This is a genomic window from Argonema antarcticum A004/B2 (assembly GCF_023333585.1).
Taxonomy (GTDB): domain Bacteria; phylum Cyanobacteriota; class Cyanobacteriia; order Cyanobacteriales; family Aerosakkonemataceae; genus Argonema; species Argonema antarcticum.
The window spans coordinates 12,337-38,759 of the sequence record NZ_JAIQZN010000070.1; the positions used below are offsets into that span (position 1 = coordinate 12,337).

Consider the following 26,423-nt stretch of genomic DNA (forward strand, 5'->3'; position numbering starts at 1 on the left):
TTAAGTTTTGGTGTTTGGAGAAAAAAATGGTTGAAGGTTCTCAGGGTTTTCCACATATTCAGCTTAGATTAACAGAAAAGGGTACAGCAAAATCTCTAGGTGGAGGTGGCAGTAAGAAAGAAACTCAAACATCTACTAATTTGGGTAATCGTCAGGGACATGGAAGCAAAATCAAAGGCTTATTATCTTCTCTTATTAATGATTGGCAAACATTTCAAGAACAACAACAAGAAGATAAAAACCCTACACTTCCCGATGCCATATCTTTAATATTACAAATTGATCCAGAAACTTTTGATTTAGATGATCTAAGAACTTCTGATATAGAAATCATATCTGAATTAGAAGATGGATATATTATCGGCGCATCTGCGGATACTAACCTTAGTGAACTTCAAAATAAAATAGAAAAGTTTTTAAACAATAAATCAGGTGGTGGTGTAGTTGCGAAATCTTAAATATACTTGACAAACATCAACATCCAGAATTTATTTTATCTCCCAAGTTATTACAAGAATGGGATCGAATAATAGATGAACAACTTTATATTGTTGAAGTAGGCATATCTTGCTTAGGAACCAGAACAAAATTACGTGAATATCCAGATCAAAGAAATTATAAGAATCCTGAAAATTATGTAAAAGCAATCAATAAATGGATTGAAGAGCGTCATTTAACCTATCAAAAATGGGATGACTTAGCATTACAAAGACAAGAAGATCTATTGAAGTTTCTCAACAATCATAAATATCATGGTAAAATCTTCAGTGGTTTTGTGGAAGAGTCTCGTCAATTTTCTACAGTACCCGATAGTTTTTCATGCCTAATTCAAATTTCTGGATTAGGCTTAAGAGACTTAGTATATAATTTCCCTTATGTCTTTGAAGTAATAGAAATCATATCTGAATTAGAAGATGGATATATTATCGGCGCATCTGCGGATACTAACCTTAGTGAACTTCAAAATAAAATAGAAAAGTTTTTAAACAATAAATCAGGTGGTGGTGTAGTTGCGAAAATCTTAAATATACTTGACAAAAATCAACATCCAGAATTTATTTTATCTCCAAAGTTATTACAAGAATGGGATCAAATAATAGATGAACAAGTTTATATTGTTGAAGTAGGCATATCTTGCTTAGGAACCAGAACAAAATTACGTGAATATCCAGAGCAAAAAAATTATAAAAATCCCGAAAATTATGTAAAAGCTATCAATAAATGGATTGATGATCGTGATTTAACCTATCAAGAATGGGATGATTTAGCATCACAACGGCAAGAAGATTTATTAAAATTTATCGCTAATCCTAAATATCATGGTGAACTATTAAGCAGCTTTGTAGAAGACACTCCCCAATTAGCTACTATTCCTGATAGTTTTTCTTGTTTACTTCAAATCTCTGGCTTAGGATTAAAGGATTTAGTATTTAACTTCCCTTATGTTTTTGAAGTAACTGAACAAGATAATATTTATGAACCAGACTTACCAGAGCGTGAAATATATGGAGGTGAAAATGTCTCATTTAAATTAGAGTCTCCAGATGAAAATTTTCCTACCGTATGTATTATTGATAGTGGAATTCAAGAACAACATCCTTTACTAAAAAATGCTATTGATTCTAAGAATTCAATATCTTGGATTCCTTCAGAAATAAACTTAACTGCTGATATGGTCAGTAATGGTGGTCATGGAACTAGGGTTGCTGGAGCAGTTATTTATCCAATAAATATACCACGACAAGGTAATTACAAAGCAGTTTGTTGGCTTCAAAATGCAAGAATACTAGACAAAAACTGTAGACTATCCGATAAGTTATATCCACCAGAACTATTAGAAGATATAGTTAGATTTTACTATAATCAAACAGCAACAAGAATATTTAATCATTCAATTGCTGGTGACGCTCCTTGTCGGACGAGATATATGAGTGCTTGGGCATCTACCATAGATAAATTAAGTTATGAACAAGATATTCTTTTTATAGTAGCTGCTGGCAATATTCCTTTAGATAGCTATCAAACTTCACCAAGATTATCTGTTAAACATCACCTATTAGCAAGTAGAGCATACCCAGATTATCTTACTGAAAATTCTTGTAGAATTGCCAACCCAGCACAAAGTTTTCAAGCATTAACAGTTGGTTCAATTACTCTAGATTCTTTTCGTGATTTATCTTACTCTTCGTTAGGAGGGAAGAATGAACCATCACCATTTTCTTGTTCTGCTTTGGGAATATGGGACACAATTAAACCAGAAGTAGTAGAGTATGGTGGTGATATTTTGAAAGATGAAAATCAACCACCAAACTTGATTTGTAGTTCCAGTACCAGCCCAGAATTAGTAAGGTCAACTTTAGGTAGCACTGCTAGTCCTTTGGTTGCTGCTGATACTTTTGGAACTTCTTTTGCAGCACCAAGAGTAACCCATATTGCAGCCAGACTTGCTACTGAGTTTCCTAATGAAAGTTGCTTGCTATATCGAGGATTAATTGTTCAATCAGCCCGTTGGCCAGATTGGGCATTAGCAAAAACTAATGAAGAAAAATATAATGTAATTCGTCAAATAGGCTATGGGATTCCAAATCTTGAACGCGCTATTGGTAATACTACCAATCGTATTACACTAATCACACGAGGAGAGCAGTTAATTAAAGCTGGAGATGCTTATATTTATCAAGTAAAATTACCAGATACTCTCAGATCACCAGGAGAAGAATTTGAGATTTTATTGGAAATTACATTATCATATAAAGCTCAACCTCGCAGAACAAGACGTAATAGAAGAAAGTATCTATCAACTTGGTTAGATTGGGACTGTAGCAAACAAGGTGAAGATCCAAAGCATTTTTTAGGAAGAGTATTAGCTAATTATAATATTCCAGAAAATGCTGAAAAAGGAGACGAGCTATTTACATGGACTCTTGGCAAGGAAAAACGCTATAAAAGCATTAAAAATGTATCGAGAAGTATAGGAACTATCCAAAAAGATTGGGCTTTTGTTAAATCTTATAACTTAAGAGAGGCATTTTGTATTGCAGTAGTAGGACACGAAGGTTGGAATAACGATCCTTTTGCTGAAGTTCCCTACTCTCTAATTGTTAGCTTTGAAGCAATACAAGCTGATATCGAGATTTATGCTCCACTCGCTGAAGCTCAAGTCATAATAGAGGTTGAACAACAGGTGGAAATTCAAATTAGATAAAGGCGACGGCAATTACACCGGGATTAATTCTAGTTTCTAATGATTCTGATATGTTGAGAGTAGCGGTAATTACGCTAGAGAATTGGATGAATTTGTCAAGTTAAAGGAAAATGCGATCGCCCAAAGTAATCCTAATAGTAAAATAATCATAAAAAAAGCCCTGGTAGGGCTAGTAACGTTATTTAAAATCTTTTATACGGCTGGTAAGCTGAGATTGTCGAGTTCCGCTGTCCAGCCTGCTATTTACATGACGATCGATAATTCATCAGCTACTTGGATGCGACCTTTGACCAGGGACCGAATCAGGCGATCGAGACAGCCCCGTTCTTCTTCAGTGATGGACTCATCGAGGATAGCCGCCATCATGCCATAACGGTCAGCTTTGGTGAGGCGGTGCGTGTCGGTAACAGTAGCGATTAGTTCGTTGATTGCGCCGGGGAGGAGGTTGACTGGGGACATGGGGTTGCTTTGAACTCGACATCTTTATCATCCCCTGGTTTTCTTTGAGGGCGGGTGATTCTGCTGGTGTCGGCTCAGTGATAATACCGAAAGTGATTTGTGAGCCAGAAGCAGTGTCAGATATGATCTGAATCACATACGTTGTTGAAAATTTATGAAACATTTGCCCGTTGGTCAGCAAGTTAGGTCGCTCCAAGGGAAATCCCCCTTGTATTTCCTGGTGATGATGGTTCTCTTAGTCTTTTTGGATTAAGGCGTAGCAATTCAGTCTGAGTTTTTTGTTAACTAATTACTTATAGCAGAATTTGTGTTATTTGGTGGGGTATTATCTAAACCATTTCCCAACTTTGTACCGCAATTTTTGCAAAATTTAGCGTCAGCATCGTGAACAGATAAAGTGCAAGTAGGACAAATAGTCTCAATCTGAATAGTCTCAATCTGATTAGTATCTTTAACCAGTTGCTTGATTAAATCCCCCACTTGCTTGGGAATTAGTACAATCCCTGTAAAAATCATCATCACTGTTAAAAGGCGACCTGCTTCTGAAATTGGAGTAACATCCCCAAAACCAACAGTTGTCATCGTGACAACGGAAAAATAAAACGCATCCAAAAAAGTATTGAAACTTTCAGTATTTACAGGGTGTTCAACTTGATATATTAATCCTGAATAAACAAAGATAATCGCAAATATAGTAAATATTATTTTCGTCAGAATTACGCTATCTTCACTACTCAAATTACCGGGTAACTTTTGAGTTTCTATAAATCTAAACAGCCGCAAAATTCTAAATAAGCGAAAGAGCCGGATAAAGCTGATGTCTAACCATCCAGCGAAGAAAGGTAGGATAGCTATTAAATCAATTGCCGAGTAAAGACTGAACAAATATTTTAGCTTATGCTCAGCACACCAAAAACGCAATAAATACTCGAATACAAATATCAGTAATATTACCGAATCTGTTAAGTTTAACTTATCGCGTATATTTTCGGGTATTTTATAGGTCTCGATTACAAATATTGCTGATGATAATAGCACCAAACCTGTAATAATTAAATTAACGATTCTGCCGGTTAGCGTTTCAATGTCTTCAAAGTAAAAGGAAATCTTTTGCCGTAGCAACATGGGTTAAATTTATCAATCGTTCTTTGAGAAAGCGCAGATCTAGCTAAGGATTCCTTCGTTCACCGAGCCAATTTAGCGTAAAAACTTTGCCTTGGCTGCTATGGAACAATCTCTGGCTGAGCATAATCGCGCTAAAGTACCTTAACTATAGCTATATCAACGCTTTGAGTCTCTCTATTCGGTAGCCAGAAGACTGTGGCGAGCCAGCACGCAGTGTAGCACTCAATACATACAGCAGGCTACCGTAAATACAACTACCCTAAGAAATAAAATTTCTTCCCCGTCATCTGACAAATTGAATAAACTTGGGTTATGCACATCTTAATTTACTCATACAATTATCATCCAGAGCCGATCGGCATCGCCCCTCTGATGACCGAACTGGCAGAAGGTCTGGTCAAGCGCGGTCATAAAGTCCGCGTGGTCACTGCCATGCCCAACTATCCAGAACGCCGTATTTACCCTGGATACCGAGGTAAATTTTACATGACCGAAGTGGTAAACGGCGTCATCATTCAGCGCAATTATGTTTTGATTCGCCCCAAGCCGAGTCTGCTCGATCGCGTGCTGCTGGATGGTAGCTTTGTAGTTACGAGCTTCCTACACGCCCTCAAAGGTCAGCGACCGGATGTCATTCTGGCAACTGTGCCGCCCCTACCCGTCTGCCTGCCAGCTGCCCTTGTGGGGTGGCTTCGCGGTTGTCCGGTAGTTTTGAACGTTCAGGATATTCAACACGAAGCCGCAGTCCATCTCGATTTGCTCAAAAACAAAACAGTAATTCGCGCCTTTGAAGCGCTGGAAAAATTTGCCAACCGGACAGCAACAAAAATCAGCGTCATAGCTGATGGGTTTGTAGAAAACTTACTTGGAAAAGGCGTTCCACCTGAAAAAATAGAGCTGATTCCCAACTGGGTCGATGTCAATTTTATCCGTCCCTTACCGAAAGAAAACAATCCCTTCCGGGCAGCTAATCAACTTCATGGTAAATTTGTCGTACTCTACTCCGGTAATATTGCGCTCACCCAAGACTTACGAAATGTTATTAAAGCAGCAGCCTTGCTGCGTCATATCCCTAAAATTGTGTTTGCGATCGTGGGTGAAAAGCAAGCCCTGGAGCGAGTTGAGTACTATTGCCAACTAGAAGGAGCCGATAACGTCAAACTCCTACCATTTCAACCCCGCGAACAATTGCCAGAAATGCTTGCTGCCGCTGATGTGGGGTTGGTTACCCAAAAGTCTAACGTCATTGCCTTTAACCTGCCGTCGAAAATTCCTGTGCTGCTTGCTTCGGGTCGCCCGATTATCGCCTCCGTACCTGACACGGGTACGGCAGCTAAAGCAGTGCAACAAAGCGGCGGCGGTTTGGTAGTTACCCCTGAAGACCCCGAAGCCTTAGCATCTGCTATTGAAGGACTGTACAACAATCCTGACAAAGCTGAAATGCTGGGTCATCAAGGCAGACAGTATGCGGTCGAACATTACTCGTTTGAGCAAGCCTTAAATCAGTATGAGAAACTGTTTGCATCTTTCCGCACTCAGCTAGCCTCAAAGCCAAGACCGTTGCCAAGCTAGGAAATGCTAAACATTCGGTTGGTAGGGTGCGTCACCTTCTCAAACTCAGAAACGATCGGATCGACAGATAAATCGATCGTAGAACTGCCTATGATGATGTACTAAGCTAACACGCATCTAATTCGGATATTTCTAATCCGGCAATCAAACCTTCAATTCCTCTCCCACTCCCCCACTCCCCCACTCTCCCACTCCCGCTAAACATACAAATTAAATGCGTAGCAGCTTATTTGTGCTAAGGAGTTAACTAAACTAATGCGCGATCGGGTAATATCATGGTTAGCAGATCACGTTCCCGATTCCCGGCTCCAACATATTCTCAGAGTTGAGCAGATGTCGATCGAATTGGCTGGCTATCACAACCTGGATGTGACAAAAGCCGCTCAAGCTGGGTTAATGCACGATTTGGCCAAATATTTCAAACCCCAAGTTCTGTTGGAAATGGCACGGTCAGAAGGTTTAGAACTCGATCCGGTAGATGAGGCAAATCCGCATCTTTTGCACGCAGAAGTAAGTGCTTTAGTTGCCAGAGATCGATTTGGGGTTAAAGATGAAGAAATATTGCAGGCGATCGGGAATCATACCTTGGGCAGACCCGGTATGAGCTGGCTGAGTTGTACTGTGTTTTTAGCTGATAGTCTGGAGCCTGGACGTGGTAACTCTGGGGAGTTAGAGGCTTTGCGACAAGAAAGTCGGCAAAATCTCTACCAAGCTGTATGGGGAACTTGCGATTATTCACTCAAATATTTGATAGAAACCCATCGTTTAATTCACCCTAGAACCATACTGACTAGGAATTGGGCTATGCAAATAGCCAGCAAAAAAGTGCTTAGTGGTGTAGGATAACGGCTGAAATTGAGCAAATCTATTTAGAATAAAGACAGTGTTGGATTGAAAAAATCGTAAAAGCTAGAAAAATTCTTTACCTTTAGAACTCGATAAGGATCGAGCCATTTAATGCCTGATCACATCAAAACCGTAGATTCCGCTTACCCAACAATATTGACAAATCCTAGTGCTGCTAACCCAGCCGGAGCGAGGGAAGATGCCAGCAGGGAACTGGCTTTCAAGATGGTGGAAGCCGCCAGCGATCGCAAAGGCGGTGATATTGTCTTACTCCGAGTGTCAGAGGTTTCGTATCTGGCAGATTATTTTGCGATCGTCACCGGCTTTTCTAGAGTGCAGGTACGGGCACTTTCCCAAGGGATTCAAGAGAAGGTAGAACGAGAGTTGCAACGTCTTCCCCTCCGAATTGAGGGACAAGCGGAGGGAAGTTGGGTACTCCTAGACTACGGGGATGCGATCGCGCACATCTTGATACCGAGCCAGCGAGAGTTCTATAATCTGGATGCGTTTTGGGGCCACGCAGAACGGATCGATACCCAAACTCAAACTTAGGAAGTAGCCGAAGTAATGCAAGAGTGGATTAGCAAAATGATGGAGTCTTCTGTTTCTGTATGCCCAGTTCCATCTGAACAGCTACCCATCAACGAGTACCAAGAATTGAAGGATTCTTGGTACTTTAGTTGGGGCACTCTTGATTGGGGCAGTTATATCAAGAAGATGGCTTGGGTATGGGGTTGGAGTTGGTTGCTCGCAGGGCCGGTGGCATCGGCAAGTTTTGCCCCTCAGAAGGCTTTAGGCCAGTTTATCTTGTGTGGCGCGGGTCTATCTACTTTGTTGATGGGGTTAGCGATGCTGCGGCTATACTTAGGCTGGACTTATGTGCGCGATCGCTTGGTCGATACCACAGTAGTATATGAAGAGTCAGGCTGGTACGATGGGCAATGCTGGACTAAACCTCCAGAAATTCTCACTCGCGATCGGCTGATTGCGACTTATGAGATTCAACCGATTCTTGGGCGGCTGAGGCGAACCTTTGGACTGCTAGTGCTATTTCTGTGCATCGGCGGCTTCATTTGGATTCTTCTTTAGATCTCTGAACCATCAGAGGAATTGGGTGCCGAATCCTGAGTCGGAAGTCTTTATTCAAAACTCAAAGTTTTTTAAACAAGCTCAAGGAATTATTCGTATGCGGTGTCAACCTGGCCCCCCTTGTTCTCCCCCGCTAATTCCTAAGAGGAATATAGTGGTGGTTCCAAAGGGGAAAGACAGATGACAAGGGGAAAAAGAACTCAATCAGCCGAACTAGAAGTGACGCTGCTCCGGGAAGGCATTGCTGAATCAACACATCGCGTCCAGGCGGTTGTATGTGACGATCGCGGACGCATACTATCAGTGGCAGGCAACGCCGAAACGGCGACTTTTGCCCGCTCGGCTCTCAAGCCTTTCCAAGCACTGGCTGTTACCGCGATCGGCACGCTAGAACGGTACGGTCTGACAGATAGAGATTTAGCAATTATCTGTAGTTCCCACCTGGGCAAAATTGAGCAGGTACGCCAGGTTTTTAACGTCCTTTGGCGCTGCGATATCGACCCGTCGGCACTCCAGTGTCCGATCCCGGCTGGGAAGAAAAGTCCCCTGGAATATAATTGCTCCGGCAAACACGCGGGGATGCTAGCTATCTGCCAGCAACGAAATTGGCCTCTCAATACTTATTTGCAGCGCAACCACCCGGTTCAACAGCTAATTTTGAGCAAAGTGGCCGAATTGCTGCGGATGCCAGGGGAAGAGTTTATTAACGCCCACGATGATTGCGGGGCTCCGACCTATTTTATGCAGTTGGGGCAAATGGCTTCGTTGTACGCCCAGCTGTCCTCCGGTACAAATTTGGATATGGAGCGGATTGTCCGCGCTATGACTCATCACCCAAATTTGGTGGCAGGCATTGGGGAATTTGATACGGAACTGATGCGACAGACTCAAGGGGAACTCGTAAGTAAGGGTGGAGCCGAAGGGATTGAGTGCATTGGCAGAGTGGGCGAAGGCATGGGTCTGGCAATTAAGGCGATCGATGGCGCTAAGCGGGCCAAATACGCGGTGGCTATTCACCTGCTCAGGCAAATGGGCTGGATTACTCCAACCGTTGCAGAATCTCTCTCTGAAACCTTTATGGCCTTGGGGAAATACAAGCGTTTAGAAGTTGTTGGAGAATTATCGCTAATTTAGTTGCAAGTTTTCTAAACTTGTGTTTATACTAGAGAGAGCGACGCGGGATAGAGCAGCCTGGTAGCTCGTCGGGCTCATAACCCGAAGGTCAGTGGTTCAAATCCACTTCCCGCCACCAAATAGAAAATAAAAAGAAGCTCTGCAATATAAAATAGTTGCAGGGCTTTTTTTATAGATATACAAAAAAAATTATGACCGCAAACCAAAAGGGTCTTGAGGAACAGACTTTTAGTCGCAAAGCAGAAGAGAATCTCGTTCTTAGTGCAAGCCCCCGACTTTCAGACGTGGGGATAATCCAAAATCCAAAATCCAAAATCCAAAATCGCATGACTGGTATTTTGCGTCGTCCGATTTTGGTTGGGGGAGTGGGATTCTCATTTTTGCTCTGGCTGTGGCAGAGTTTCGACGATATGGCTGGGCAGATGGATGAAGTGGGGATGTTGGGTGCTCTAGCACTTGGAGGCTTTTGGTTATTTCGGAAAAAAGCAGCCAAAGCTACCTCTATACAACTAGATATATCGCTCTTTGAGCGATCGACTGCCGAAAAAGCGATCGCTGCTTCAGAATTAGTCATCGCCCAAGTAGAGACAGAAGCAGCAAATGCCGAAGAAGACGCGCAATTGCGTCAGAAAGTCGCCCAAGTCACAGCAGCATTAGACCGAAAAGAGATAAGTTTGGCGGTTATTGGCGGGAAAGCAACTGGCAAAACCACTTTGATTCAAGCTTTACAGTCCAGTTGGGTTCCCCAAATTAAACAAACTATTCATTTGAAAGAGACACCGCCTTTATTTGCGGGGACAGAAACTGGTTTGGCAGCAGAGAAAGACGCTTTGGCAGTTGCTAGAGCTTCTGACTTAGTATTATTCGTCACGAATGGCGATTTGACAGAGCCAGAATTTCAAATCTTGCAGCAGCTAAAGGCAGCCAATCAGCGAATTGTGCTGGTTTTTAATAAAGAAGACCAGTATTTACCTGAAGAACGAGCGATAATATTGCAGCAGCTACAGCAGCGGATGCTCTTAATCCTGGAGACAGATGATACAGTAGCGATCGCAGTTTCTCCCAAAGCGATCAAAGTACGTCAGCACCAAACAGATGGAACAGTCCAGGAATGGTTGGAAGAGTCAGTTCCAGAAATAACTGCGCTGACAGAACGTTTAGGCCAAATTATAGCCCAGCAAAGTCAACAGTTGGTGTGGGCAACCACTTGGCGTGCAGCTATTGCTTTGAAAGCAGAAGCGAAAACGGTGCTGAATGGGGTGAGACGCGATCGCGCTTTACCTGCGATCGAGCAATATCAGTGGATAACCGCAGCGACAGCTCTTGCCAATCCTATACCAGCACTCGACCTAGTGGCAACGGGCGCGATTAACGCCCAGCTAGTTTTAGATCTGGGTAAAATTTATCACCAAAAATTCTCCCTCGAACAAGCTCAAGATGTAGCAGGGACAATGGGTGGTTTGATGCTAAAACTGGGTTTGGTGGAGCTTTCTACCCAAGCAATCACCACTGTCCTCAAAAGCAACGCGATCACCTTTGTCGCTGGAGGGTTAGTGCAGGGAGTCAGCGCTGCCTATTTGACTCGGTTGGCAGGTTTAAGCCTAATAGAGTATTTCCAAGAACTAGATGCGGTTATAGCTGAAGGCGAGAACGGTTTGAAACTCGATCGCTTGCGCGAAACACTGCAAAAAGTTTTTCAGCAAAATCAAAGGATTGCTTTCTTGCAGTCTTTTGTTAAACAAGCTGTGGGGCGTCTGGTGCCAGAAGCACCTGGGCCTCAACTTACCAGTTCCGAGACAGCTGTGAGCCATTTGTGAAATATTAAGAAAGTGGAGCGAATGTCAATGAGTGAATATACTCAATTTAAGTGAGTGTGAAGTAATAAGCTAACACGCATCTAATTCGGATATTTCTAATCCGGCAATCAAACCTTCAATTCCTCTCCCACTCCCCCACTCCCCCACTCTCCCACTCCCGCTAAACATACAAATTAAATGCGTAGCAGCTTAGACCTCTTGCAAAAGTCCATTTCTTCCTTTGCGTACCTTTGCCGAAACCTTTGCGTCCAATGCGATTGAAATCACAAATTTAATACTTTTGCAAGAAGTCTAATGATTCGGTGAATTTGATGAAAACGGCTATCTGCCACCAGGGATACATTGGGCGACATGGGAGGAATTTGTAGATAGATTTAGTACTACATCGCGTCGGTCACGCCTGATAAAGGGACTAAAAATGGCATTGCCCACCCTACTAAAAATTAACTCGATTGAACTATTAGCAATTCTTGCGACAATCGCTTAAACGCCAGTCGTTCATTTTCTACATCGACGAAGATGGTATCGCCATCGTTGAATTCGCCGCGCAATATTGCTTTGGCAATTTGGGTTTCTAACTCCCGTTGAATTGCTCTCTTTAACGGACGCGCACCGTAGACTGGATCGTGCCCTACTTCTGCTAAAAAGTCAATAGCTGCATCGGAGAGTTTGAGGGAGATTTTGCGATCGATCAATCGTTTACCCAATCTCTGCACTTGCAGTTGCACAATCTTCCTCAATTCTTGCTTATTCAATCCGTGGAAGATGATCATCTCATCAATCCGGTTGAGGAATTCGGGACGGAAGTTAGACTGCATCGCATCCATCACCCGACTACGCATTTCTTCGTAGTGGGAATCATCGCCAGCAATATCCAAAATATATTGAGAACCGATATTGCTGGTCATGATAATGACGGTATTCTTGAAGTCTACCGTGTGACCTTGGGAATCGGTAACGCGACCGTCATCCAGAATTTGCAGCAGGACGTTAAACACATCAGGGTGCGCTTTTTCGATTTCATCGAATAGAATCACCGCGAAAGGACGACGACGAATTGATTCTGTTAATTGTCCGCCTTCTTCATAACCGACATATCCGGGAGGGGCACCAATCAATCGCGATACTGCGTGTTTCTCCATGTATTCGGACATATCAATTCGTACCAAAGCTTCTTCGGTATCGAACAGATAAGCAGCAAGTGCTTTGGCTAATTCTGTTTTGCCAACACCCGTCGGGCCGAGGAAAATAAAGCTGGCGGTGGGACGATTTGGGTCAGATAAACCAGCGCGAGAACGCTGAATTGCATCCGCCACAGCTGTAACTGCTTCATCTTGACCGACTACACGATTGTGCAGTTCTTCTTCCAAGTGCAAGAGTTTTTCTTTCTCTGATTCCACCAGTTTGCTGATGGGAATTCCAGTCCACTTGGAGATGATTTCGGCAATATCCGCTTCGGTGACTTCTTCGCGCAGGAGAGATTTGCCACTTCTTTGAGTTTGAGCTAATCTGGTTTCTGCTGCTTCCAACTTGTGGTGCAATTCGGTCATATTACCGTATTTCAACTCGGCGGCGCGGTTGAGGTCGTAATTGCGTTCTGCTTGTTGGATTTCTACGTTGACGCGATCGATCTCTTCTTTGATAGCCTGAATGTCGTTAATAACTTCTTTTTCGGATTGCCATTGAGCATTCAGCGTGCGTTGTTCTTCTTTGAGATCGGCAAGTTCTCTTTCCAATCGATCTAGTCGTTCTCTAGAGGCCCGATCGCTTTCTTTTTGCAGCGATAACTTCTCCATTTCTAATTGGAGGATTTTGCGATCGATCTCATCGAGTTCTTCCGGTTTGGAGGTAATCTCCATTTTCAGCCGTGCGGCGGCTTCATCCATCAAGTCAATTGCTTTGTCTGGCAAAAAGCGATCGCTAATATACCGCGTCGAAAGGGTTGCTGCTGCTACTAAAGAACTATCGGAAATCCTCACACCGTGGTGAACTTCGTAACGCTCCTTCAAACCGCGCAGAATAGAAATGGTATCTTCTACATTGGGTTGATCCACATAAACTTGTTGGAAGCGACGTTCCAAAGCCGCATCTTTTTCCAGATATTTGCGATACTCATTCAGAGTAGTCGCACCTATGCAGCGCAGTTCGCCGCGTGCCAGCATTGGTTTGAGTAAGTTTCCCGCATCCATCGCGCCTTGGGTAGCACCCGCACCGACAACGGTGTGAATTTCATCGATAAATAGGATGATGTTACCGTCGGAATCTGTGACTTCCTTCAGCACTGCTTTGAGGCGTTCTTCAAATTCACCCCGGAACTTCGCACCTGCAATCAGTGCGCCCATATCGAGGGCGATTAGCTTACGATCTTTGAGGGATTGCGGCACGTCGCCGCTGAGAATTCGTTGCGCCAATCCTTCCACAATGGCAGTTTTGCCTACTCCGGGTTCGCCAATCAGCACGGGGTTGTTTTTGGTGCGGCGAGAGAGGATCTGTATGGTGCGGCGAATTTCATCATCCCGCCCGATGACTGGATCTAGTTTACCTTTGCGAGCGAGTTCGGTGAGGTCGCGGCCATATTTTTCTAGAGCCTGATATTTGCCTTCGGGGTTCTGATCGGTCACTTTTTGGCTGCCTCGGACTTGGGCGATCGTATTCTTTAGCTTAGCTTCATCTAGTCTAAATTCTTGGCATAATGCTTTGCCAAAGCGATCGTCCTGTGCAAACGCCAGCAGCAAATGCTCTATAGAGACGAATTCGTCTTGAAACTCTTTGCGGTAGGCGTCAGCTCGATCTAAGAGGGTATCGACGCTGCGTCCCCAATAGGCGGAACTGCTACCGGAAACTTTGGGATGGCGTCGGATGAAGTCGTCGGTGTAGTCACGCGCCCTTTGCACGTTCACCCCAACTTTGTTTAAGATGCTGGTGGTTAACCCTTCTTGTTCCAGCATCGCTTTCATCAGGTGTTCGCTTTCGATGTATTGCTGCTGGACTGTTTTGAGGATATCCTGGGTGCGTGCGATCGCTTCCCAGGCTTTTTCGGTAAATTGATTGGGATTATTGGGTTGCATTCTTCTGGGTTCCCTCTGTTCCTATATTTTCATTTATCTAGCTAAAGTTATTGTATAAAAACGCCAGCCAGCAGAGGGATCGGCGATCGCGTATTCCCAAAGGAGTATTTCCGCCCTTTTTAGGGAGATGCCGTCCGCCCTACCCATTTTTTTATTTACACTCACCTACTTATATCATGTCCAGTAACATCTGTTATCTAAAAAATTCGTATGATTATTCTTATCTGTGTTCATCTGTGTTCATCTGTCTTCATCTGTGGTAAAAATTTAACCAACGATGACAACAGACAATTTAACGATATCAGTCTTATGCTAACGATGCAACCAGACACGATATTATTACTAATTTAACTGTAAAGTCCCGAAAATATCTTTATGATCCAAACTCGTTACCCGGATAACTGAGTTCTGTAATATGGGTTTATCCGGTGTCCATTCAAAAATACCATCGCTTGCTGTTTTAGGCGCGATCGCTTTAACCAGTTTTGACCCTTCGTATAATTCAATTTTTACATCACCCGCCACATTATCCCTCCATATAATAAGGTAAGGAAATCTCGGTCTAATTCGGATACGATTCGCCGGTTGATGTATGACAATTTTGGGAGTTTCTATCGGTAAATATTTTTTCATCCCGTTATTATATCGTGTCCGGTTACATCTTTAGCATAAGAGTGATATCGTCCAATTGTCTGTTGTCATTGTTGGTTAGGTTTTTACCACAGATGAAGACAGATGAACACAGATGAACACAGATAAGAATAATCACAGGAATTTTTTAGGTAACCAATGCGTAAGACATGATATTACTTGGCAATTAAAAGTCCGGTTATCCTAAGCCCCGGCATTCATCCGTGGGGTCATACTCAGTACCCAGGGTCTCTAGGGCAATTGTTAAGTATTGCTTAAGTATAATGTATAGTCTGAAGAAATATGATAATAAGTTCATCATCAAAGATTGAGGAAGAGGCGGAAGCGATCGAATAACCCAGAGCCCAGCGTCGGCCTCAAACATATTGGGACAAGCGATCGGCAAAATTTCCTAGCGTTGTACCCGTTTTGGATTAAAATGGCAACCGAGGTGCATCGCAGTTGTTAATTTTAGACTTTTGGGCAAGTAAAGCTCTTGCCATCAACTTTTCTACCAATCTGGTATTAACATAAATAAAATCAGGTGTATCCTTGCCCGGTATGAGCTATTGTCTCAATCCCAATTGCAAACAGCCCCAGAACCCCGCTAGGGCAAAAGAGTGTTCGAGTTGCTCCTCAAATCTGGTGCTGAAAGATCGATACCGAGCCATCAGGCTAATCGGTGAAGGAACCTTCGGCAGAACCTTCTTAGCTGAAGATGCAGAACAAACGAACGTTGGTTGCGCGATCAAGCAATTTTTGCCGCTGCCGCAAATTAAAGGGAACGCTGGGGCAATGGCGAAAGCGATCCAAATGTTTGAACAAGAAGCAAAACAGCTTGTAGAACTAGGAGAGCAATATCCACAAATTGCGACGCTATCGACCTACTTTGAGCAAGATAAGCGTTTATATTTGGTGCGGCAATACGTTGAAGGCCAGAACTTGTCGCAAGAGTTGCAGGAACAGGGAGCTTTTAACGAGCATCAAGTTCGAGAATTGCTGTATGATTTGTTGCCAGTGCTGCAATTGATTCACAACCGTCAGATCATTCACCGGGAAATCAAGCCGACAAATATTATCCGCAGAAATAGCGATCGCAAATTCGCCCTCATCGATTTTGGCCTCTCCAAACAGCTCGCAGACACCAAACTGATCAAAACAAGTACGAGATTTAGCACCCAAGCGCATATACCCATCGAACAGCTGCGTAGCGGTAAGGTTTACCCAACCAGCGACCTTTACAGTTTGGGTATTATTTGTATGCAGATCCTGACTGGGGCGCAGTTGGAAGACCTTTACGACCCAATCAAAGGTAAGTGGATATGGCGAGACTATGTGCGAGATACAGGTAGGGATATTACCGACCAGATGAGTCAAATTTTAGACAAGATGCTGAAAGATGCGATCGAAGAACGCTATCAATCCGCATCAGAAATCCTCAAAGATTTTTATGACTCCGCATCTAGAACCGCTATCCGAACCCCCCCACAAGCAAGATTAACCCCCGAACAACAGCAAAAAACCCAGGGTTGGCGATGCGTCCACACTCTCACCAGACATTCAGACACAGTTACCTGCGTTGCCTTTAGTCGGGATGGCACAATTTTGGCAAGTGGCAGCGCCGACAATACCATCAACATCTGGCAGTGTGAAACTGGCAAGCAAATTAACAGGTTCATCGGACATTCAGACACAGTTACTTGCCTAGTCTTCAGTCCAGATGGAAAGACTTTAGTCAGTGGTAGTGCCGACAAAACTATCAAGATTTGGCAGTGGGACACTGGCAAGCTAATTGATACCCTCACAGGGCATTCCGTCACAGTTTTTTCCGTTGCCTTTAGTGCGGATGGTCAAATGCTTGCCAGCGGTAGCGGTGACGGCACCATCAAGTTGTGGCATTCCATTACCGGAAAAGTACTGAATGTTCTCACCGGACATTCAGACTTTGTTGAATCAGTCGCTTTTAGCCGAGACGGTACAACCTTAGCCAGCGGCAGTTGGGACAACACCATCAAAATTTGGAGTCTCCCCACTGGTAAAGTGCTGCATACTCTCATGGGACATTCCGGTTCGGTTTGGTCAATTGCCCTCAGTCCCGATACTCAAACTCTCGCCAGTAACAGCGGGGACAACAGCATCAAAGTTTGGCATATAGCTAGCGGTCAGCTACTTCGCACCCTGACGATGAATTCAGGTTCAGCTTGGTCAATTGCTTTTAGTCCCGACGGCCAAACTATAGCCAGCGACAGTACGGACAATACTGTCAAAATTTGGCATACTGCCAGCGGTAAGCTGCTTCGCACTCTGGGCGGACATTCAGACCAAGTTCGTTCAGTTGCCTTTAGCCCTCAAGGTAGAACTATTGCCAGTGGCAGCGATGATAAGACGATTAAGATTTGGCGATATGAGTGAACCTTAGTCATTGGTTATTAGTCATTAGTCAGTGGGAAATTTTAAATTTTAGATTGCCAATTTCAAATTTATTTGGATTTGACAATTTCAAATTTTAAATCCGAAATCTGAAATAAGTCATTTGTCATTTGTCATCCGCTCAACCCACTTTCACAGCTTCCATAATCAGAATGACGTTGATTACCGCAAACGAAATGGCAAACATACTAAAACAAATGTGGCGATCGAAGCGCAGCGCCAACTTTTCTTTACCAACCTCATAGATCAGTCGCGAGCAAACACCTACTACAGCAGCCGCAAAGATGTAGGCGATCGTTGTGATATGAATCCGATCGACTAACGTCAATCCTTCCGTGCGACCCAGAACCGCATCAATTAGTTCCAATTATTGTCACAAACTCGTTTTGGCCCGATCGTTGATGATTAGGCGCTCGCTGAAAATTAATTATTCTTTACAGAAATCTCGGCTCCCTTTGCAAAGCCCGAATTTGCGGGTAGCTGGGGCCAAACTGAACCTAGATAAGTCGAACTCGCTTCTAGTTACTCCGGCTGTAGGGGTAATTCATGAATTACCCCTACAGCCATAGTGCTTGTATGCAGCTCAAAGAGCGTAAGTCCTGCTGTCACGAAGCGGTAGTCTTGTATCGAAGCTATGACGGGCCGATCGCTGTCCGCAGATATTCTCTAGACAAGGATACCTATTTTTGTATTTTGTACCGCTTTTTATAAATTAATTTATATAAATTTTAAAAAAATAGGTATATTAGAATTTAAAATTGAATAAATTGACTTTATAATCTAAAAATAACTTTATAAGCTTAAATACCCAGTTTTAAACCCATATTTATCTTGACAACCCCTTTATTTTCCTGGGAAGTTAGACAATAATGCTGGGAAAGAGGCAGCGACGAATAAAACTCAAGCGAGTTTAATTAAGAAACGATTAAGGAGAACAAGAGCGTGAAACTGGCAGTTTACGGAAAAGGCGGAATCGGTAAATCTACGACAAGCTGCAATATCTCTGTGGCCCTAGCCAGACGCGGCAAGAAAGTGCTGCAAATTGGCTGTGACCCCAAGCACGACAGCACATTTACCCTCACAGGCTTCTTAATTCCCACAATTATCGATACCCTCCAAGCTAAGGACTATCACTACGAAGACGTTTGGCCGGAAGATGTGATCTACAAAGGCTACGGCGGCGTTGACTGCGTAGAAGCTGGTGGCCCTCCTGCTGGTGCAGGTTGTGGTGGCTACGTTGTGGGGGAAACCGTGAAGCTGCTCAAAGAACTCAACGCCTTCGACGAATACGATGTAATTTTGTTTGACGTTCTCGGCGACGTTGTGTGCGGCGGTTTTGCAGCACCCCTCAACTATGCCGATTATTGCCTAATCGTGACCGACAACGGCTTTGACGCTTTATTTGCCGCTAACCGTATTGCTGCTTCCGTGCGCGAAAAAGCTCGCACCCACCAGCTGCGTCTCGCTGGTTTGATTGGCAACCGTACATCCAAGCGCGACCTGATTGACAAGTATATTGAAACAGTGCCCATGCCAGTGCTGGAAGTGCTGCCGCTGATCGAAGATATTCGCGTTTCCCGCGTCAAGGGCAAAACTCTGTTTGAAATGGCAGAGAACGACCCATCCCTGAACTACGTCTGCGACTACTACCTCAACATCGCCGATCAAATTCTGGCTTGTCCCGAAGGTGTGGTGCCAAATGATACTCCAGATCGGGATTTGTTCTCCTTACTTTCAGATTTTTATCTAAATCCGACAAAACCAACGATCAAGACAGAGGAAGAGGAACTAGACTTAATGATGGTTTAATTAAGTCTATTTTTCAGGATGAGGGAGAGGAACTGTGGCTTTTTTTGATGACTTCACAGCAGCTCTAAGACAAAAGTGGTTGCAATACTATCAGGTAAATCATGCGTGGCTCGCCCTGCAAATGGAGCTTGAAGCTGTAAAAACTCCAGATGGCGGAAGGCGACCACCTTCTCACCTCATCCTGGGAATACTTAACGCGCTTGAGCCGAAGCTAGCGCAGTTGATGTTACCCTTTGCTAGGCTCAATCCGAGTCCTGATGCGCTGATTGAGGTTTTGGAGTTAAATATCGACCCAGATATAGCGCTGGGAAACAAGCCAGCGAGTAAGCCAGAGCCATTACCGGCCCCTAGCATCGTGACTCCCCCAGTGGTAGCACCCATAGAAGATGCGTTTGATGAGGAGGAGGAGTCTCTAGTAGAACCAGTAATGGTTGTGAGCCAAACTACGGTTGAGCTGAGTGAGGGAGAGATCGATGATCTTGACGACGAGCCATCTATAGTCTTAATCGAGTCAGAAACGGAAAGCTTTGGCGACATCGCGCTGGATGAGTTTGGCGACTCCTCATCTGAAGAGTCGGTTGAGGAAGACGAAGGCTTTGGCGGCATCGCGCTGGATGAGTTTGGCGACTCCTCAGATGAGGTGTCGGTGGAAGAAGACGAAGGCTTTGGTGACATCGCACTTGATGAGTTTGGCGAAACTGCATCTGTATCTGAGGAGTTGAGCGGGGAAGAAGACGAAAGCTTTGGCGACATAACGCTGGATGAATTTGCCGACAACTCATCTGACGAGCCCAGAGTGGAGTCAGATGCGGATTTTGGTACAGATCTCGAAGCTTGGGGTGACGAAAGTCCTGAAGAGTTAGAAGTAGACCTTGGGGATATGACGCTAGATGAGTTTGGCGACACATCTTCCAAAGAGTTGGAGGAGGACGATCTTGATGCCTTTGGCGACATAAGTTTCGATCCGTTTGGCGAACCTGCGGCTAAGTCGGATGATGATGATGATGCGTGGAGCAAATAATTAAAGCTCCTCCAAGACATCTGTCTCTCGCCAGACTTCGCTCAAATTGATTTCACATAAATTTTTCTTAAGAGCGGGCATTTTGTCCGCTCTGTAAGGAACCCCGCATTCATTTTTAAGTTTATAGAACTAGCACGAGAGAGGATTTCATGACTGTTGCTCAACCCGAAGCGATCAATTTTGAGTGCGAAACTGGCAATTACCATACTTTTTGCCCGATTAGCTGTGTAGCTTGGCTATACCAAAAGATTGAAGATAGTTTCTTTTTGGTGATTGGTACGAAGACTTGCGGTTATTTCTTGCAAAATGCGATGGGGGTGATGATTTTTGCTGAACCCCGCTACGCGATGGCGGAGTTGGAAGAAGGGGATATTTCGGCTCAGCTGAATGATTATGAGGAACTGAAGCGTCTGTGTTCGCAGATTAAGCGCGATCGCAATCCCAGTGTAATCGTTTGGATCGGTACTTGCACTACCGAAATCATCAAGATGGATTTGGAAGGTTTGGCTCCTAAGCTGGAAGCCGAACTGAGTATCCCCATCGTGGTTGCTCGCGCTAACGGTTTGGACTACGCTTTCACCCAAGGGGAAGATACGGTGTTGGCGGCGATGGCGGCGCGTTGTCCTGAAAAAGCTCCTGTGATGGAATCTGAGAAGGAAGAACGGAATGCGATCGCTAAACTGCTCAACTTCGGCAAAAAGAAAGAGGATGTTGCATCAGATGAAGCAGAATATGTCAAGCATACGCCCCTAGTTCTTTTCGGTTCCCTACCTGACCCGGTTGTTACTCAGCTAACTTTGGAATTGAAGAAGCAAGGTATTAAGGTTTCGGGTTGGTTACCTGCCAAGAGGTTTACAGAATTACCTACTCTTGAAGAAGGGTATTATGTCGCTGGTGTCAACCCCTTCCTCAGCCGCACCGCTACAACTTTGATGCGTCGCCGCAAGTGCAAGTTGATTGGCGCTCCGTTCCCGATCGGCCCAGATGGTACTCGCGCCTGGATTGAAAAGATTTGCTCAGTGTTAGAAATTGAACCGAAAGGTTTGGATGAACGAGAAAAGCAAATTTGGGCAAGTTTAGAAGATTATCTGCAAATAATTCGCGGTAAATCTGTGTTCTTCATGGGCGATAACTTGCTGGAAATCTCTCTGGCACGCTTCCTGATTCGCTGCGGTATGACTTGTCCTGAAATCGGCATCCCTTACATGGATAAACGCTATCAAGCTGCTGAGTTGGCGTTGTTGGAAAAGACTTGTGCGGAAATGGGTATACCGATTCCTCGGATTGTGGAAAAGCCGGATAATTACAATCAAATTCAACGGATTAAAGACCAAAATATCGATTTGGTGATTACTGGTATGGCTCATGCTAATCCCTTGGAAGCACGGGGTATTAATACCAAGTGGTCTGTTGAGTTTACTTTTGCTCAAATTCACGGCTTCACCAATGCTCGCGATATTCTGGAGTTGGTGACTCGTCCGCTGCGTCGCAATAACAGCCTGAAAGATTTGGGTTGGGATAAGTTGGTGAGGGAAGAGGCGAAAGTTTAAGTTTTCCTCCCTAGTTCACTCCGAATAGGTAGGTGTTTGGGCGATCTTGTGCGATCGCCCTTTTTTGTATTAGGTTGTAGGGAAGAAAAGCCAAACGCGGTACAATCGTAAAATTGGGCTCCTTTATACTTAGTCCATGAGAGAAATTGTATTTTATCGCACAGATTCGGATCGTTGTCCCGTTGAAGAATTTCTGGATTCTCTGTCTGGAAAACAAGCGCAAAAAGTCCTTTGGGTGCTACGCTTAATTCAAGAACTTGATTCTGTTTCAAGCAAATATTTTAAGAAATTGGTGAATGCTGATGATATTTGGGAAGTCAGAATTAATGCAGGCAATAATACGTTTCGGCTGCTTGGCTTCTTTGACAATGATAACTTAGTTATTTTAACAAACGGATTCGCTAAGAAAACACAAAAAGTTCCATCCCAACAGATAGATTTAGCAGAACAGCGAAAACAAGATTATTTAAGCAGGAGACAGAATCATGAGTGATGTAGAGCAATATATCAAGAAACGCCAGCAAAGCGACCCTGAATTTGCTGATGGTTTTGAATCTGGATATGCAAGTTTTAAAATTGGTGTGCTGCTGGCGCAAGCAAGAGAAGAAGCTGGAATAACGCAGTCAGAATTAGCACGGCAGTTAAATTTGAATAAATCTACAATCTCTAGAATAGAGCATCACGCAGAAGATGTTGGTATCTCTACGCTGGAAAAATATGCCAATGCTCTAGGGAAAAAACTTATTATAGAAATTGCATAGGGTGTTAGGGCGATCTGGGTTTTGCCAAATCTGCGTGAAATACAGCGGCTTGCAGCCGTGTGAGGTACAATAAAATGATTTTCTTCATAGCGTAGGGGCGGGTTTGGCAGATAATTTGTGGCTAACTGGCAAGAATCATGACAAAACCCGCCCCTACAATTTACCTGTACCTGAGCAACTCGCAAGCCGCTGTAAGCATCTCACCGCCAGGATTATTAGTTCATCGCTGTCCGCGAAGCCGATCGCTCTATCGACTCGGTTGTTTGCCGTTCAGCGATTCCCCATTTCCCAACTTAGCGATTAGAATTGAAGCTAAAAGGAGTTGGAGGAAAAACTATGATGAAAGCCAAATTGTCTTTGGCAGCTATTCTATCTACGACTGCGATCGCCACCGGCATTTTGTTGACTTCGGTCAATTCTGCTGAAGCTTGTCGGTTTTCTAAGAAAAGATACCAGCAAACGAGTTGGTGGCAGTCTCCGTGGGCGATGGTGATTGCACTGCCTGGAATAGCTCTCGGAACGGCTCTTTATATGGGCGGTCGCTCTTACCAAAACGATTCGCAGTGAATGCTCTTAAGTGTAATTTAAGGGGCGATTTTAAATTATACCCAAAATATATTTAGGGGCGATTTTTCAAAATCGCTCCTATTCCTTGTAAAGGAATAGAGTTGGCGTCAGACTTACGTAGATAACCAATCAAATCCGCTAAACAAAATAAGGAGAAAAAAAATGATGAGAAGACTGTCATATTGTTTGTTAGCTATTGCACTATTAGCTCCTGTTAGCGTAGGAGAGCGATCTGTCAAAGCAGAAAATGTCTGCCAAGTGACAGATCCTACAGGGACTCCACTTAATGTTCGCGATCGACCCAACGGTCGAATAATCAATAATTTAAGAAACGGTAGAACAGTTACTATTCAGGATACATCTTATGACAGTCAAGGTCGCCCTTGGGCTAAAATCGGTGGTTATTATAATGGTCAATACAGAGTGTGGGGTTGGGTGCTTAGAGAATTTATTAGCTGTTACAACCGCTAATTAACGAAGTAAGTGAATATATTGGGTAAACTTCAAGCGATCGCGCTCCCATTTTTCTATACTATCAGGAGCGATCGCCCCTACCCTAACAGCCAGTTTTAGACTTTGACAAAATAGCAACCATGACTTCTCCAGCAAGTTTTGAGTTTACCATTGCTAAAGCGCAGTATCTCCTCAACCGTGCTGCTGAACCGGGAGAAGGTGGAGATAAGCGAAAGTTTTGGCGTGAGGTAATGGGGTATGAGTCGCCAGAAGCAATTCGAGAGGCTATCCTAGCAGCAGTATCGTTAGATATCCTACAACCTCAGAGTCAGAATGTCCAAGGTGAGCTTTATCGCGCTTATATCCAGCTTACCGGGACTTCTGGTTTATCGCGTCGAATACGCACAGTTTGGATTGTTCTTTTTAATGAAGATGTCGCGAAATTTGTCACAGCAGTACCAGATAGATTAGGGGGTTTACAATGAAAAAATTTAATTTATTTGATGGTGTAAAGTTAACAGAAGAAATTCCCTTAACTGATGGCGGAAAAGCACCAGTGGGAATCGTTGGCGCAATTGTGGAAGTTCTGAATGATGGGGAAGCTTATATTGTGGAATTATTTGGAGGTTGGGTTAAATACGATGAACAAGGAAATTTTCTGCCAGCAACGCAGGATGAGGAAGGCTCTTTTATGGAAACAATTGGTGTGGAAACTGCCTATCCTCAGCAATTAGTGTTAACTGTGCCAGCGCGTGAAACAATGGGTGTCCGGGCGCATTTGGCAGCACTTTTGGATGATTTATCTGATGATTTAGTAGCAGAAGTTAGAGATTTTGCTGAGTTTTTAAGGTACAAACATCAACAGAAGAGTGCTAGTTAATTATCTAATATATTAAGAACGATGGGATTTAATCAATTTTTTAGCTTTATTTTTGGCTACAATGCCGATAATTATACTGAGGATAAAAGTTAAGGAAAAGTTGATTACTCCTTCTAATGCTGGGAATGGTTCAGTTAATTTGTTTTTGGTAATATTCGGAATAAATGGTGATATGGATGTGGCTGCTATGGCGGCTACTCCTATGCCTATTCCCCATTCTTGTACTGTTTCTTGAAATATGCGATCGCGTTTTTCGATTATATCATCTAATTGCGCTTGTCTTATTTCTACTATTCCTCTAATTGTATCTATCTGTTTCTCTCTCAATCTTAAGCCGGGACTGAGGGCTGCATTATCTTGTTCTAGTTGGGCTTGGTATTTATATTTGACTAAATCGTTGAAGGTTTTCAGGATGTCGAGATTGGCGGATTTTGTAGGTGTGATTTTGTTGGCTTTTCTTTCAATATTTTGTAATCGTTCTTGATAGTTGTAAGCGTTGGTTTTTAGCGCTTGCATCTGCACTTCTAAGTAAGCAATTCCTTCGGCGTATTCTTGCAATATTTGGTAATTTTTGTCTAAGGCTTTGGTTAATTCGGTTAATTCGGATTCTAGCAGGTTGAGTTGGGAGGAGGTTGTTTCAAAAGGGGCGATCGATTGAACTTCAGGCGCAAAGTGTTTGGCTAAAGTTGGTTTCAATTGTCGCGTTTTGCCATAAGCCCAAGCTATTTTATGTTTGTAACAGAATAACTGTCGCCAATCTTCATAAAAATTAGCGCTGTTTCCCATTGCAGTTAGGTCGGGATAGATTATAATTAAAATATGATTGTTTTCTGTTTGTAAGTTTTGCCAGTTCTGCGGTGTTTGCCAAATTTCCCAAATTTTCGCTTCGCTGAATTGTCCGCTTTCTCGATCGCCCCATTTGCCGAAATTTAAGGATTCGTAAGCTGCTTTGGCTATATATTCGGTATTTTCGGCGGGTGAATAACCAAATATCATCCAAGTTTTTCCCAGGAGTTCGCCGGAAATAGACAATTTTTCTGTTTCGGTAGTTAATTTATCTTTGAGTTCGAGAAAAGGTAGGTTATCGCGAGGATCATCGTTATCGGAGACGGAACAAGCGAGAAGAAGGCTATCGGTATCGCCCAAGGTGCGACGGGAGGAAAAACCATCGGGAAAACGAGAAACTTCCGGCTTGTCGGAATCTTCCTGAGAAGCTGGGGACGTTTTCAGGTAATAGGTAAATAGAAATAGATGGGGATAGATTAAGTTACTCATTAAACAAATGTATATACCCAAGCATTGCTGTACACATCGACGGAATTTGAGGGGGAAGAGTCGGGTGATGTTGGGGGAATCGATGGAGTTTCAGGGGATGATTGTAATTGGGTTTTGGTATCTTTAGTTATTTGCACTGAATCGTTAGATTTAAGGATATACTGGAATAGCTTTAGCGAGTCAGTTGGTAGGAGAAAATTTTCCAATTCCAGGTTTTCGCTTGACGGTTCGCTATCTTCTAATGGTAAGATACATTTATTGCGCGGTTGGGCTTGATAAGCTAGTTGCAAAGATTTTAGGGCGGGTTGATATAAGATTTTCAGGAAGTCGTGTTTGTAAATTAGCTTTCGCAGATTTTCTATCGCCAATTCTACGTCAGTTGCTAATTCTTTGGCTAACTGGTTAAGCTGTTTTTGCAGGGATTCATCTAGGGGTGATTCTAGCTGGGAAAGGGCGATTAAAAAAGCCCGAATCGTTTTGATATCTTGTTCTCGCATAGATTTATTTTTAATTTATATTTCCAGATACGATAAATCCAGCCCAGTGGTAGGGATGGGCGTAAGGGCGATAATTGATTCCCTTAATTTGGGCTTCTTGTTGTGCTTTGGCAATTGCGCCTTGCAAACTTTCCCAACAACCACTATATTCTTCTACTGTAACCGTTCAGGGGGTGCGCCTGCGGCGCACCACCCCAAGAGGAGTTGTAAAGATTTTGGAGAAAAAAAGTGGGCG

General features: G+C 43.5%; 25 protein-coding genes, 1 tRNA gene and 2 pseudogenes. 21 read left to right on the forward strand and 7 right to left on the reverse strand.

The window, feature by feature from the left end; translation table 11 throughout:
• Positions 1-26 precede the first annotated feature (26 nt).
• Entirely contained in the window at positions 27-458 is a 432-nt protein-coding gene (locus LAY57_RS24880) for a hypothetical protein (RefSeq protein ID WP_249069792.1), read from the forward strand.
• A 266-nt stretch (positions 459-724) separates the two neighbouring features.
• On the forward strand, positions 725-3,205 hold the full coding sequence (locus LAY57_RS24885; RefSeq protein ID WP_249069793.1) for a S8 family peptidase: 2,481 nt from the start codon (positions 725-727) through the stop codon (positions 3,203-3,205).
• Between the two features lie 243 nt (positions 3,206-3,448).
• Here LAY57_RS24885 and LAY57_RS24890 read toward each other — a convergent pair whose 3' ends face one another.
• Positions 3,449-3,664 (reverse strand): hypothetical protein, encoded by a 216-nt coding sequence (locus LAY57_RS24890; protein WP_249069794.1) that lies wholly within the window; start codon positions 3,662-3,664, stop codon positions 3,449-3,451.
• 285 nt (positions 3,665-3,949) lie between these two features.
• Positions 3,950-4,789: an ion transporter gene (locus LAY57_RS24895; RefSeq protein ID WP_249069795.1), complete on the reverse strand. Its 840-nt coding sequence runs from the start codon at positions 4,787-4,789 to the stop codon at positions 3,950-3,952.
• A 312-nt stretch (positions 4,790-5,101) separates the two neighbouring features.
• Between LAY57_RS24895 and LAY57_RS24900 the strand changes: the two genes are divergently transcribed.
• The 8 genes and pseudogenes from LAY57_RS24900 to LAY57_RS36630 all read left to right on the forward strand — a co-directional run.
• The gene (locus tag LAY57_RS24900) at positions 5,102-6,361 is read left to right on the forward strand and encodes a glycosyltransferase family 4 protein (protein WP_249069796.1); all 1,260 of its coding nucleotides are present in this window, start codon (positions 5,102-5,104) and stop codon (positions 6,359-6,361) included.
• Positions 6,362-6,616: 255 nt separating this feature from the next.
• A complete protein-coding gene (yqeK, locus tag LAY57_RS24905) occupies positions 6,617-7,207 on the forward strand; it encodes a bis(5'-nucleosyl)-tetraphosphatase (symmetrical) YqeK (protein ID WP_249069798.1) in 591 nt (196 codons plus the stop codon).
• Positions 7,208-7,318: 111 nt separating this feature from the next.
• A complete protein-coding gene (gene rsfS, locus LAY57_RS24910) occupies positions 7,319-7,759 on the forward strand; it encodes a ribosome silencing factor (protein WP_249069799.1) in 441 nt (146 codons plus the stop codon).
• Positions 7,760-7,795: 36 nt separating this feature from the next.
• Positions 7,796-8,296 carry a CGLD27 family protein gene (locus LAY57_RS24915; protein WP_249069818.1) on the forward strand — a complete coding sequence of 167 codons (501 nt, stop codon included), beginning with the start codon at positions 7,796-7,798 and terminating at the stop codon, positions 8,294-8,296.
• 180 nt (positions 8,297-8,476) lie between these two features.
• A complete protein-coding gene (locus tag LAY57_RS24920) occupies positions 8,477-9,430 on the forward strand; it encodes an asparaginase (protein WP_249069800.1) in 954 nt (317 codons plus the stop codon).
• Between the two features lie 41 nt (positions 9,431-9,471).
• A tRNA-Met gene (locus tag LAY57_RS24925) sits at positions 9,472-9,548 on the forward strand.
• Between the two features lie 73 nt (positions 9,549-9,621).
• Positions 9,622-11,247 carry a slr1306 family protein gene (locus tag LAY57_RS24930; protein ID WP_338022485.1) on the forward strand — a complete coding sequence of 542 codons (1,626 nt, stop codon included), beginning with the start codon at positions 9,622-9,624 and terminating at the stop codon, positions 11,245-11,247.
• 316 nt (positions 11,248-11,563) lie between these two features.
• A pseudogene (locus tag LAY57_RS36630) lies at positions 11,564-11,734 on the forward strand (DUF6932 family protein); the annotation flags it as partial.
• Here the strand turns inward: LAY57_RS36630 and clpB are convergent.
• A complete protein-coding gene (gene clpB / locus LAY57_RS24935) occupies positions 11,691-14,315 on the reverse strand; it encodes an ATP-dependent chaperone ClpB (protein ID WP_249069801.1) in 2,625 nt (874 codons plus the stop codon). The pseudogene LAY57_RS36630 and the gene clpB overlap by 44 nt on opposite strands.
• Before the next feature lie 342 nt (positions 14,316-14,657).
• The gene (locus tag LAY57_RS24940; protein WP_249069802.1) at positions 14,658-14,948 is read right to left on the reverse strand and encodes a hypothetical protein; all 291 of its coding nucleotides are present in this window, start codon (positions 14,946-14,948) and stop codon (positions 14,658-14,660) included.
• A 558-nt stretch (positions 14,949-15,506) separates the two neighbouring features.
• On the opposite strand from LAY57_RS24940, the pseudogene LAY57_RS36795 reads away from it, so the two are divergent.
• Together LAY57_RS36795 and LAY57_RS24945 are read left to right on the forward strand one after the other, a co-directional pair.
• Positions 15,507-15,578, forward strand: a pseudogene (locus tag LAY57_RS36795) (4-Cys prefix domain-containing protein); the annotation flags it as partial.
• 12 nt (positions 15,579-15,590) lie between these two features.
• The gene (locus LAY57_RS24945; protein ID WP_249069803.1) at positions 15,591-17,357 is read left to right on the forward strand and encodes a protein kinase domain-containing protein; all 1,767 of its coding nucleotides are present in this window, start codon (positions 15,591-15,593) and stop codon (positions 17,355-17,357) included.
• Positions 17,358-17,496: 139 nt separating this feature from the next.
• On the opposite strand, the gene LAY57_RS24950 is transcribed toward LAY57_RS24945, so the two are convergent.
• Positions 17,497-17,742 carry a hypothetical protein gene (locus LAY57_RS24950; RefSeq protein ID WP_249069804.1) on the reverse strand — a complete coding sequence of 82 codons (246 nt, stop codon included), beginning with the start codon at positions 17,740-17,742 and terminating at the stop codon, positions 17,497-17,499.
• A gap of 575 nt (positions 17,743-18,317) precedes the next feature.
• On the opposite strand from LAY57_RS24950, the gene bchL reads away from it, so the two are divergent.
• From bchL to LAY57_RS24995, 9 genes are all read left to right on the forward strand, one after another.
• A complete protein-coding gene (bchL, locus tag LAY57_RS24955) occupies positions 18,318-19,184 on the forward strand; it encodes a ferredoxin:protochlorophyllide reductase (ATP-dependent) iron-sulfur ATP-binding protein (protein ID WP_249069805.1) in 867 nt (288 codons plus the stop codon).
• Between the two features lie 34 nt (positions 19,185-19,218).
• On the forward strand, positions 19,219-20,205 hold the full coding sequence (locus LAY57_RS24960) for a DUF5331 domain-containing protein (RefSeq protein ID WP_249069806.1): 987 nt from the start codon (positions 19,219-19,221) through the stop codon (positions 20,203-20,205).
• Positions 20,206-20,354: 149 nt separating this feature from the next.
• Complete coding sequence (locus LAY57_RS24965) at positions 20,355-21,755, forward strand: ferredoxin:protochlorophyllide reductase (ATP-dependent) subunit N (RefSeq protein ID WP_249069807.1); 1,401 nt, start codon at positions 20,355-20,357, stop codon at positions 21,753-21,755.
• 136 nt (positions 21,756-21,891) lie between these two features.
• Entirely contained in the window at positions 21,892-22,248 is a 357-nt protein-coding gene (locus LAY57_RS24970; protein ID WP_249069808.1) for a type II toxin-antitoxin system RelE/ParE family toxin, read from the forward strand.
• Complete coding sequence (gene relB, locus LAY57_RS24975; protein WP_249069809.1) at positions 22,241-22,516, forward strand: type II toxin-antitoxin system RelB family anti-toxin; 276 nt, start codon at positions 22,241-22,243, stop codon at positions 22,514-22,516. The genes LAY57_RS24970 and relB overlap by 8 nt, the downstream gene beginning before the upstream one ends.
• A gap of 336 nt (positions 22,517-22,852) precedes the next feature.
• Positions 22,853-23,083: a hypothetical protein gene (locus tag LAY57_RS24980; RefSeq protein WP_249069810.1), complete on the forward strand. Its 231-nt coding sequence runs from the start codon at positions 22,853-22,855 to the stop codon at positions 23,081-23,083.
• 162 nt (positions 23,084-23,245) lie between these two features.
• On the forward strand, positions 23,246-23,554 hold the full coding sequence (locus LAY57_RS24985; RefSeq protein ID WP_249069811.1) for an SH3 domain-containing protein: 309 nt from the start codon (positions 23,246-23,248) through the stop codon (positions 23,552-23,554).
• A 122-nt stretch (positions 23,555-23,676) separates the two neighbouring features.
• Positions 23,677-24,021, forward strand: a complete 345-nt coding sequence (locus tag LAY57_RS24990; RefSeq protein ID WP_249069812.1) for a DUF6883 domain-containing protein — start codon at positions 23,677-23,679, stop codon at positions 24,019-24,021.
• On the forward strand, positions 24,018-24,416 hold the full coding sequence (locus LAY57_RS24995; protein ID WP_249069813.1) for a DUF2281 domain-containing protein: 399 nt from the start codon (positions 24,018-24,020) through the stop codon (positions 24,414-24,416). Before LAY57_RS24990 ends, LAY57_RS24995 begins: the two co-directional genes overlap by 4 nt.
• A gap of 12 nt (positions 24,417-24,428) precedes the next feature.
• Here LAY57_RS24995 and LAY57_RS25000 read toward each other — a convergent pair whose 3' ends face one another.
• Both LAY57_RS25000 and LAY57_RS25005 read right to left on the reverse strand, forming a co-directional pair.
• Entirely contained in the window at positions 24,429-25,691 is a 1,263-nt protein-coding gene (locus LAY57_RS25000; RefSeq protein WP_249069815.1) for a hypothetical protein, read from the reverse strand.
• Positions 25,691-26,188: a hypothetical protein gene (locus tag LAY57_RS25005; RefSeq protein WP_249069816.1), complete on the reverse strand. Its 498-nt coding sequence runs from the start codon at positions 26,186-26,188 to the stop codon at positions 25,691-25,693. Before LAY57_RS25005 ends, LAY57_RS25000 begins: the two co-directional genes overlap by 1 nt.
• Positions 26,189-26,423: the final 235 nt, after the last annotated feature.

Bases quoted from the DNA above. Each gene is read 5' to 3' on its own strand.
- LAY57_RS24880 (WP_249069792.1), top strand. From the start codon at position 27: ATGGTTGAAGGTTCTCAGGGTTTTCCACATATTCAGCTTAGATTAACA.
- LAY57_RS24890 (WP_249069794.1), bottom strand. From the start codon at position 3,664: ATGTCCCCAGTCAACCTCCTCCCCGGCGCAATCAACGAACTAATCGCT.
- LAY57_RS24895 (WP_249069795.1), bottom strand. From the start codon at position 4,789: ATGTTGCTACGGCAAAAGATTTCCTTTTACTTTGAAGACATTGAAACG.
- LAY57_RS24900 (WP_249069796.1), top strand. From the start codon at position 5,102: ATGCACATCTTAATTTACTCATACAATTATCATCCAGAGCCGATCGGC.
- yqeK (WP_249069798.1), top strand. From the start codon at position 6,617: ATGCGCGATCGGGTAATATCATGGTTAGCAGATCACGTTCCCGATTCC.
- rsfS (WP_249069799.1), top strand. From the start codon at position 7,319: ATGCCTGATCACATCAAAACCGTAGATTCCGCTTACCCAACAATATTG.
- LAY57_RS24915 (WP_249069818.1), top strand. From the start codon at position 7,796: ATGATGGAGTCTTCTGTTTCTGTATGCCCAGTTCCATCTGAACAGCTA.
- LAY57_RS24920 (WP_249069800.1), top strand. From the start codon at position 8,477: ATGACAAGGGGAAAAAGAACTCAATCAGCCGAACTAGAAGTGACGCTG.
- LAY57_RS24930 (WP_338022485.1), top strand. From the start codon at position 9,622: ATGACCGCAAACCAAAAGGGTCTTGAGGAACAGACTTTTAGTCGCAAA.
- clpB (WP_249069801.1), bottom strand. From the start codon at position 14,315: ATGCAACCCAATAATCCCAATCAATTTACCGAAAAAGCCTGGGAAGCG.
- LAY57_RS24940 (WP_249069802.1), bottom strand. From the start codon at position 14,948: ATGAAAAAATATTTACCGATAGAAACTCCCAAAATTGTCATACATCAA.
- LAY57_RS24965 (WP_249069807.1), top strand. From the start codon at position 20,355: ATGACTGTTGCTCAACCCGAAGCGATCAATTTTGAGTGCGAAACTGGC.
- LAY57_RS24970 (WP_249069808.1), top strand. From the start codon at position 21,892: ATGAGAGAAATTGTATTTTATCGCACAGATTCGGATCGTTGTCCCGTT.
- relB (WP_249069809.1), top strand. From the start codon at position 22,241: ATGAGTGATGTAGAGCAATATATCAAGAAACGCCAGCAAAGCGACCCT.
- LAY57_RS24980 (WP_249069810.1), top strand. From the start codon at position 22,853: ATGATGAAAGCCAAATTGTCTTTGGCAGCTATTCTATCTACGACTGCG.
- LAY57_RS24985 (WP_249069811.1), top strand. From the start codon at position 23,246: ATGATGAGAAGACTGTCATATTGTTTGTTAGCTATTGCACTATTAGCT.
- LAY57_RS24990 (WP_249069812.1), top strand. From the start codon at position 23,677: ATGACTTCTCCAGCAAGTTTTGAGTTTACCATTGCTAAAGCGCAGTAT.
- LAY57_RS24995 (WP_249069813.1), top strand. From the start codon at position 24,018: ATGAAAAAATTTAATTTATTTGATGGTGTAAAGTTAACAGAAGAAATT.
- LAY57_RS25000 (WP_249069815.1), bottom strand. From the start codon at position 25,691: ATGAGTAACTTAATCTATCCCCATCTATTTCTATTTACCTATTACCTG.
- LAY57_RS25005 (WP_249069816.1), bottom strand. From the start codon at position 26,188: ATGCGAGAACAAGATATCAAAACGATTCGGGCTTTTTTAATCGCCCTT.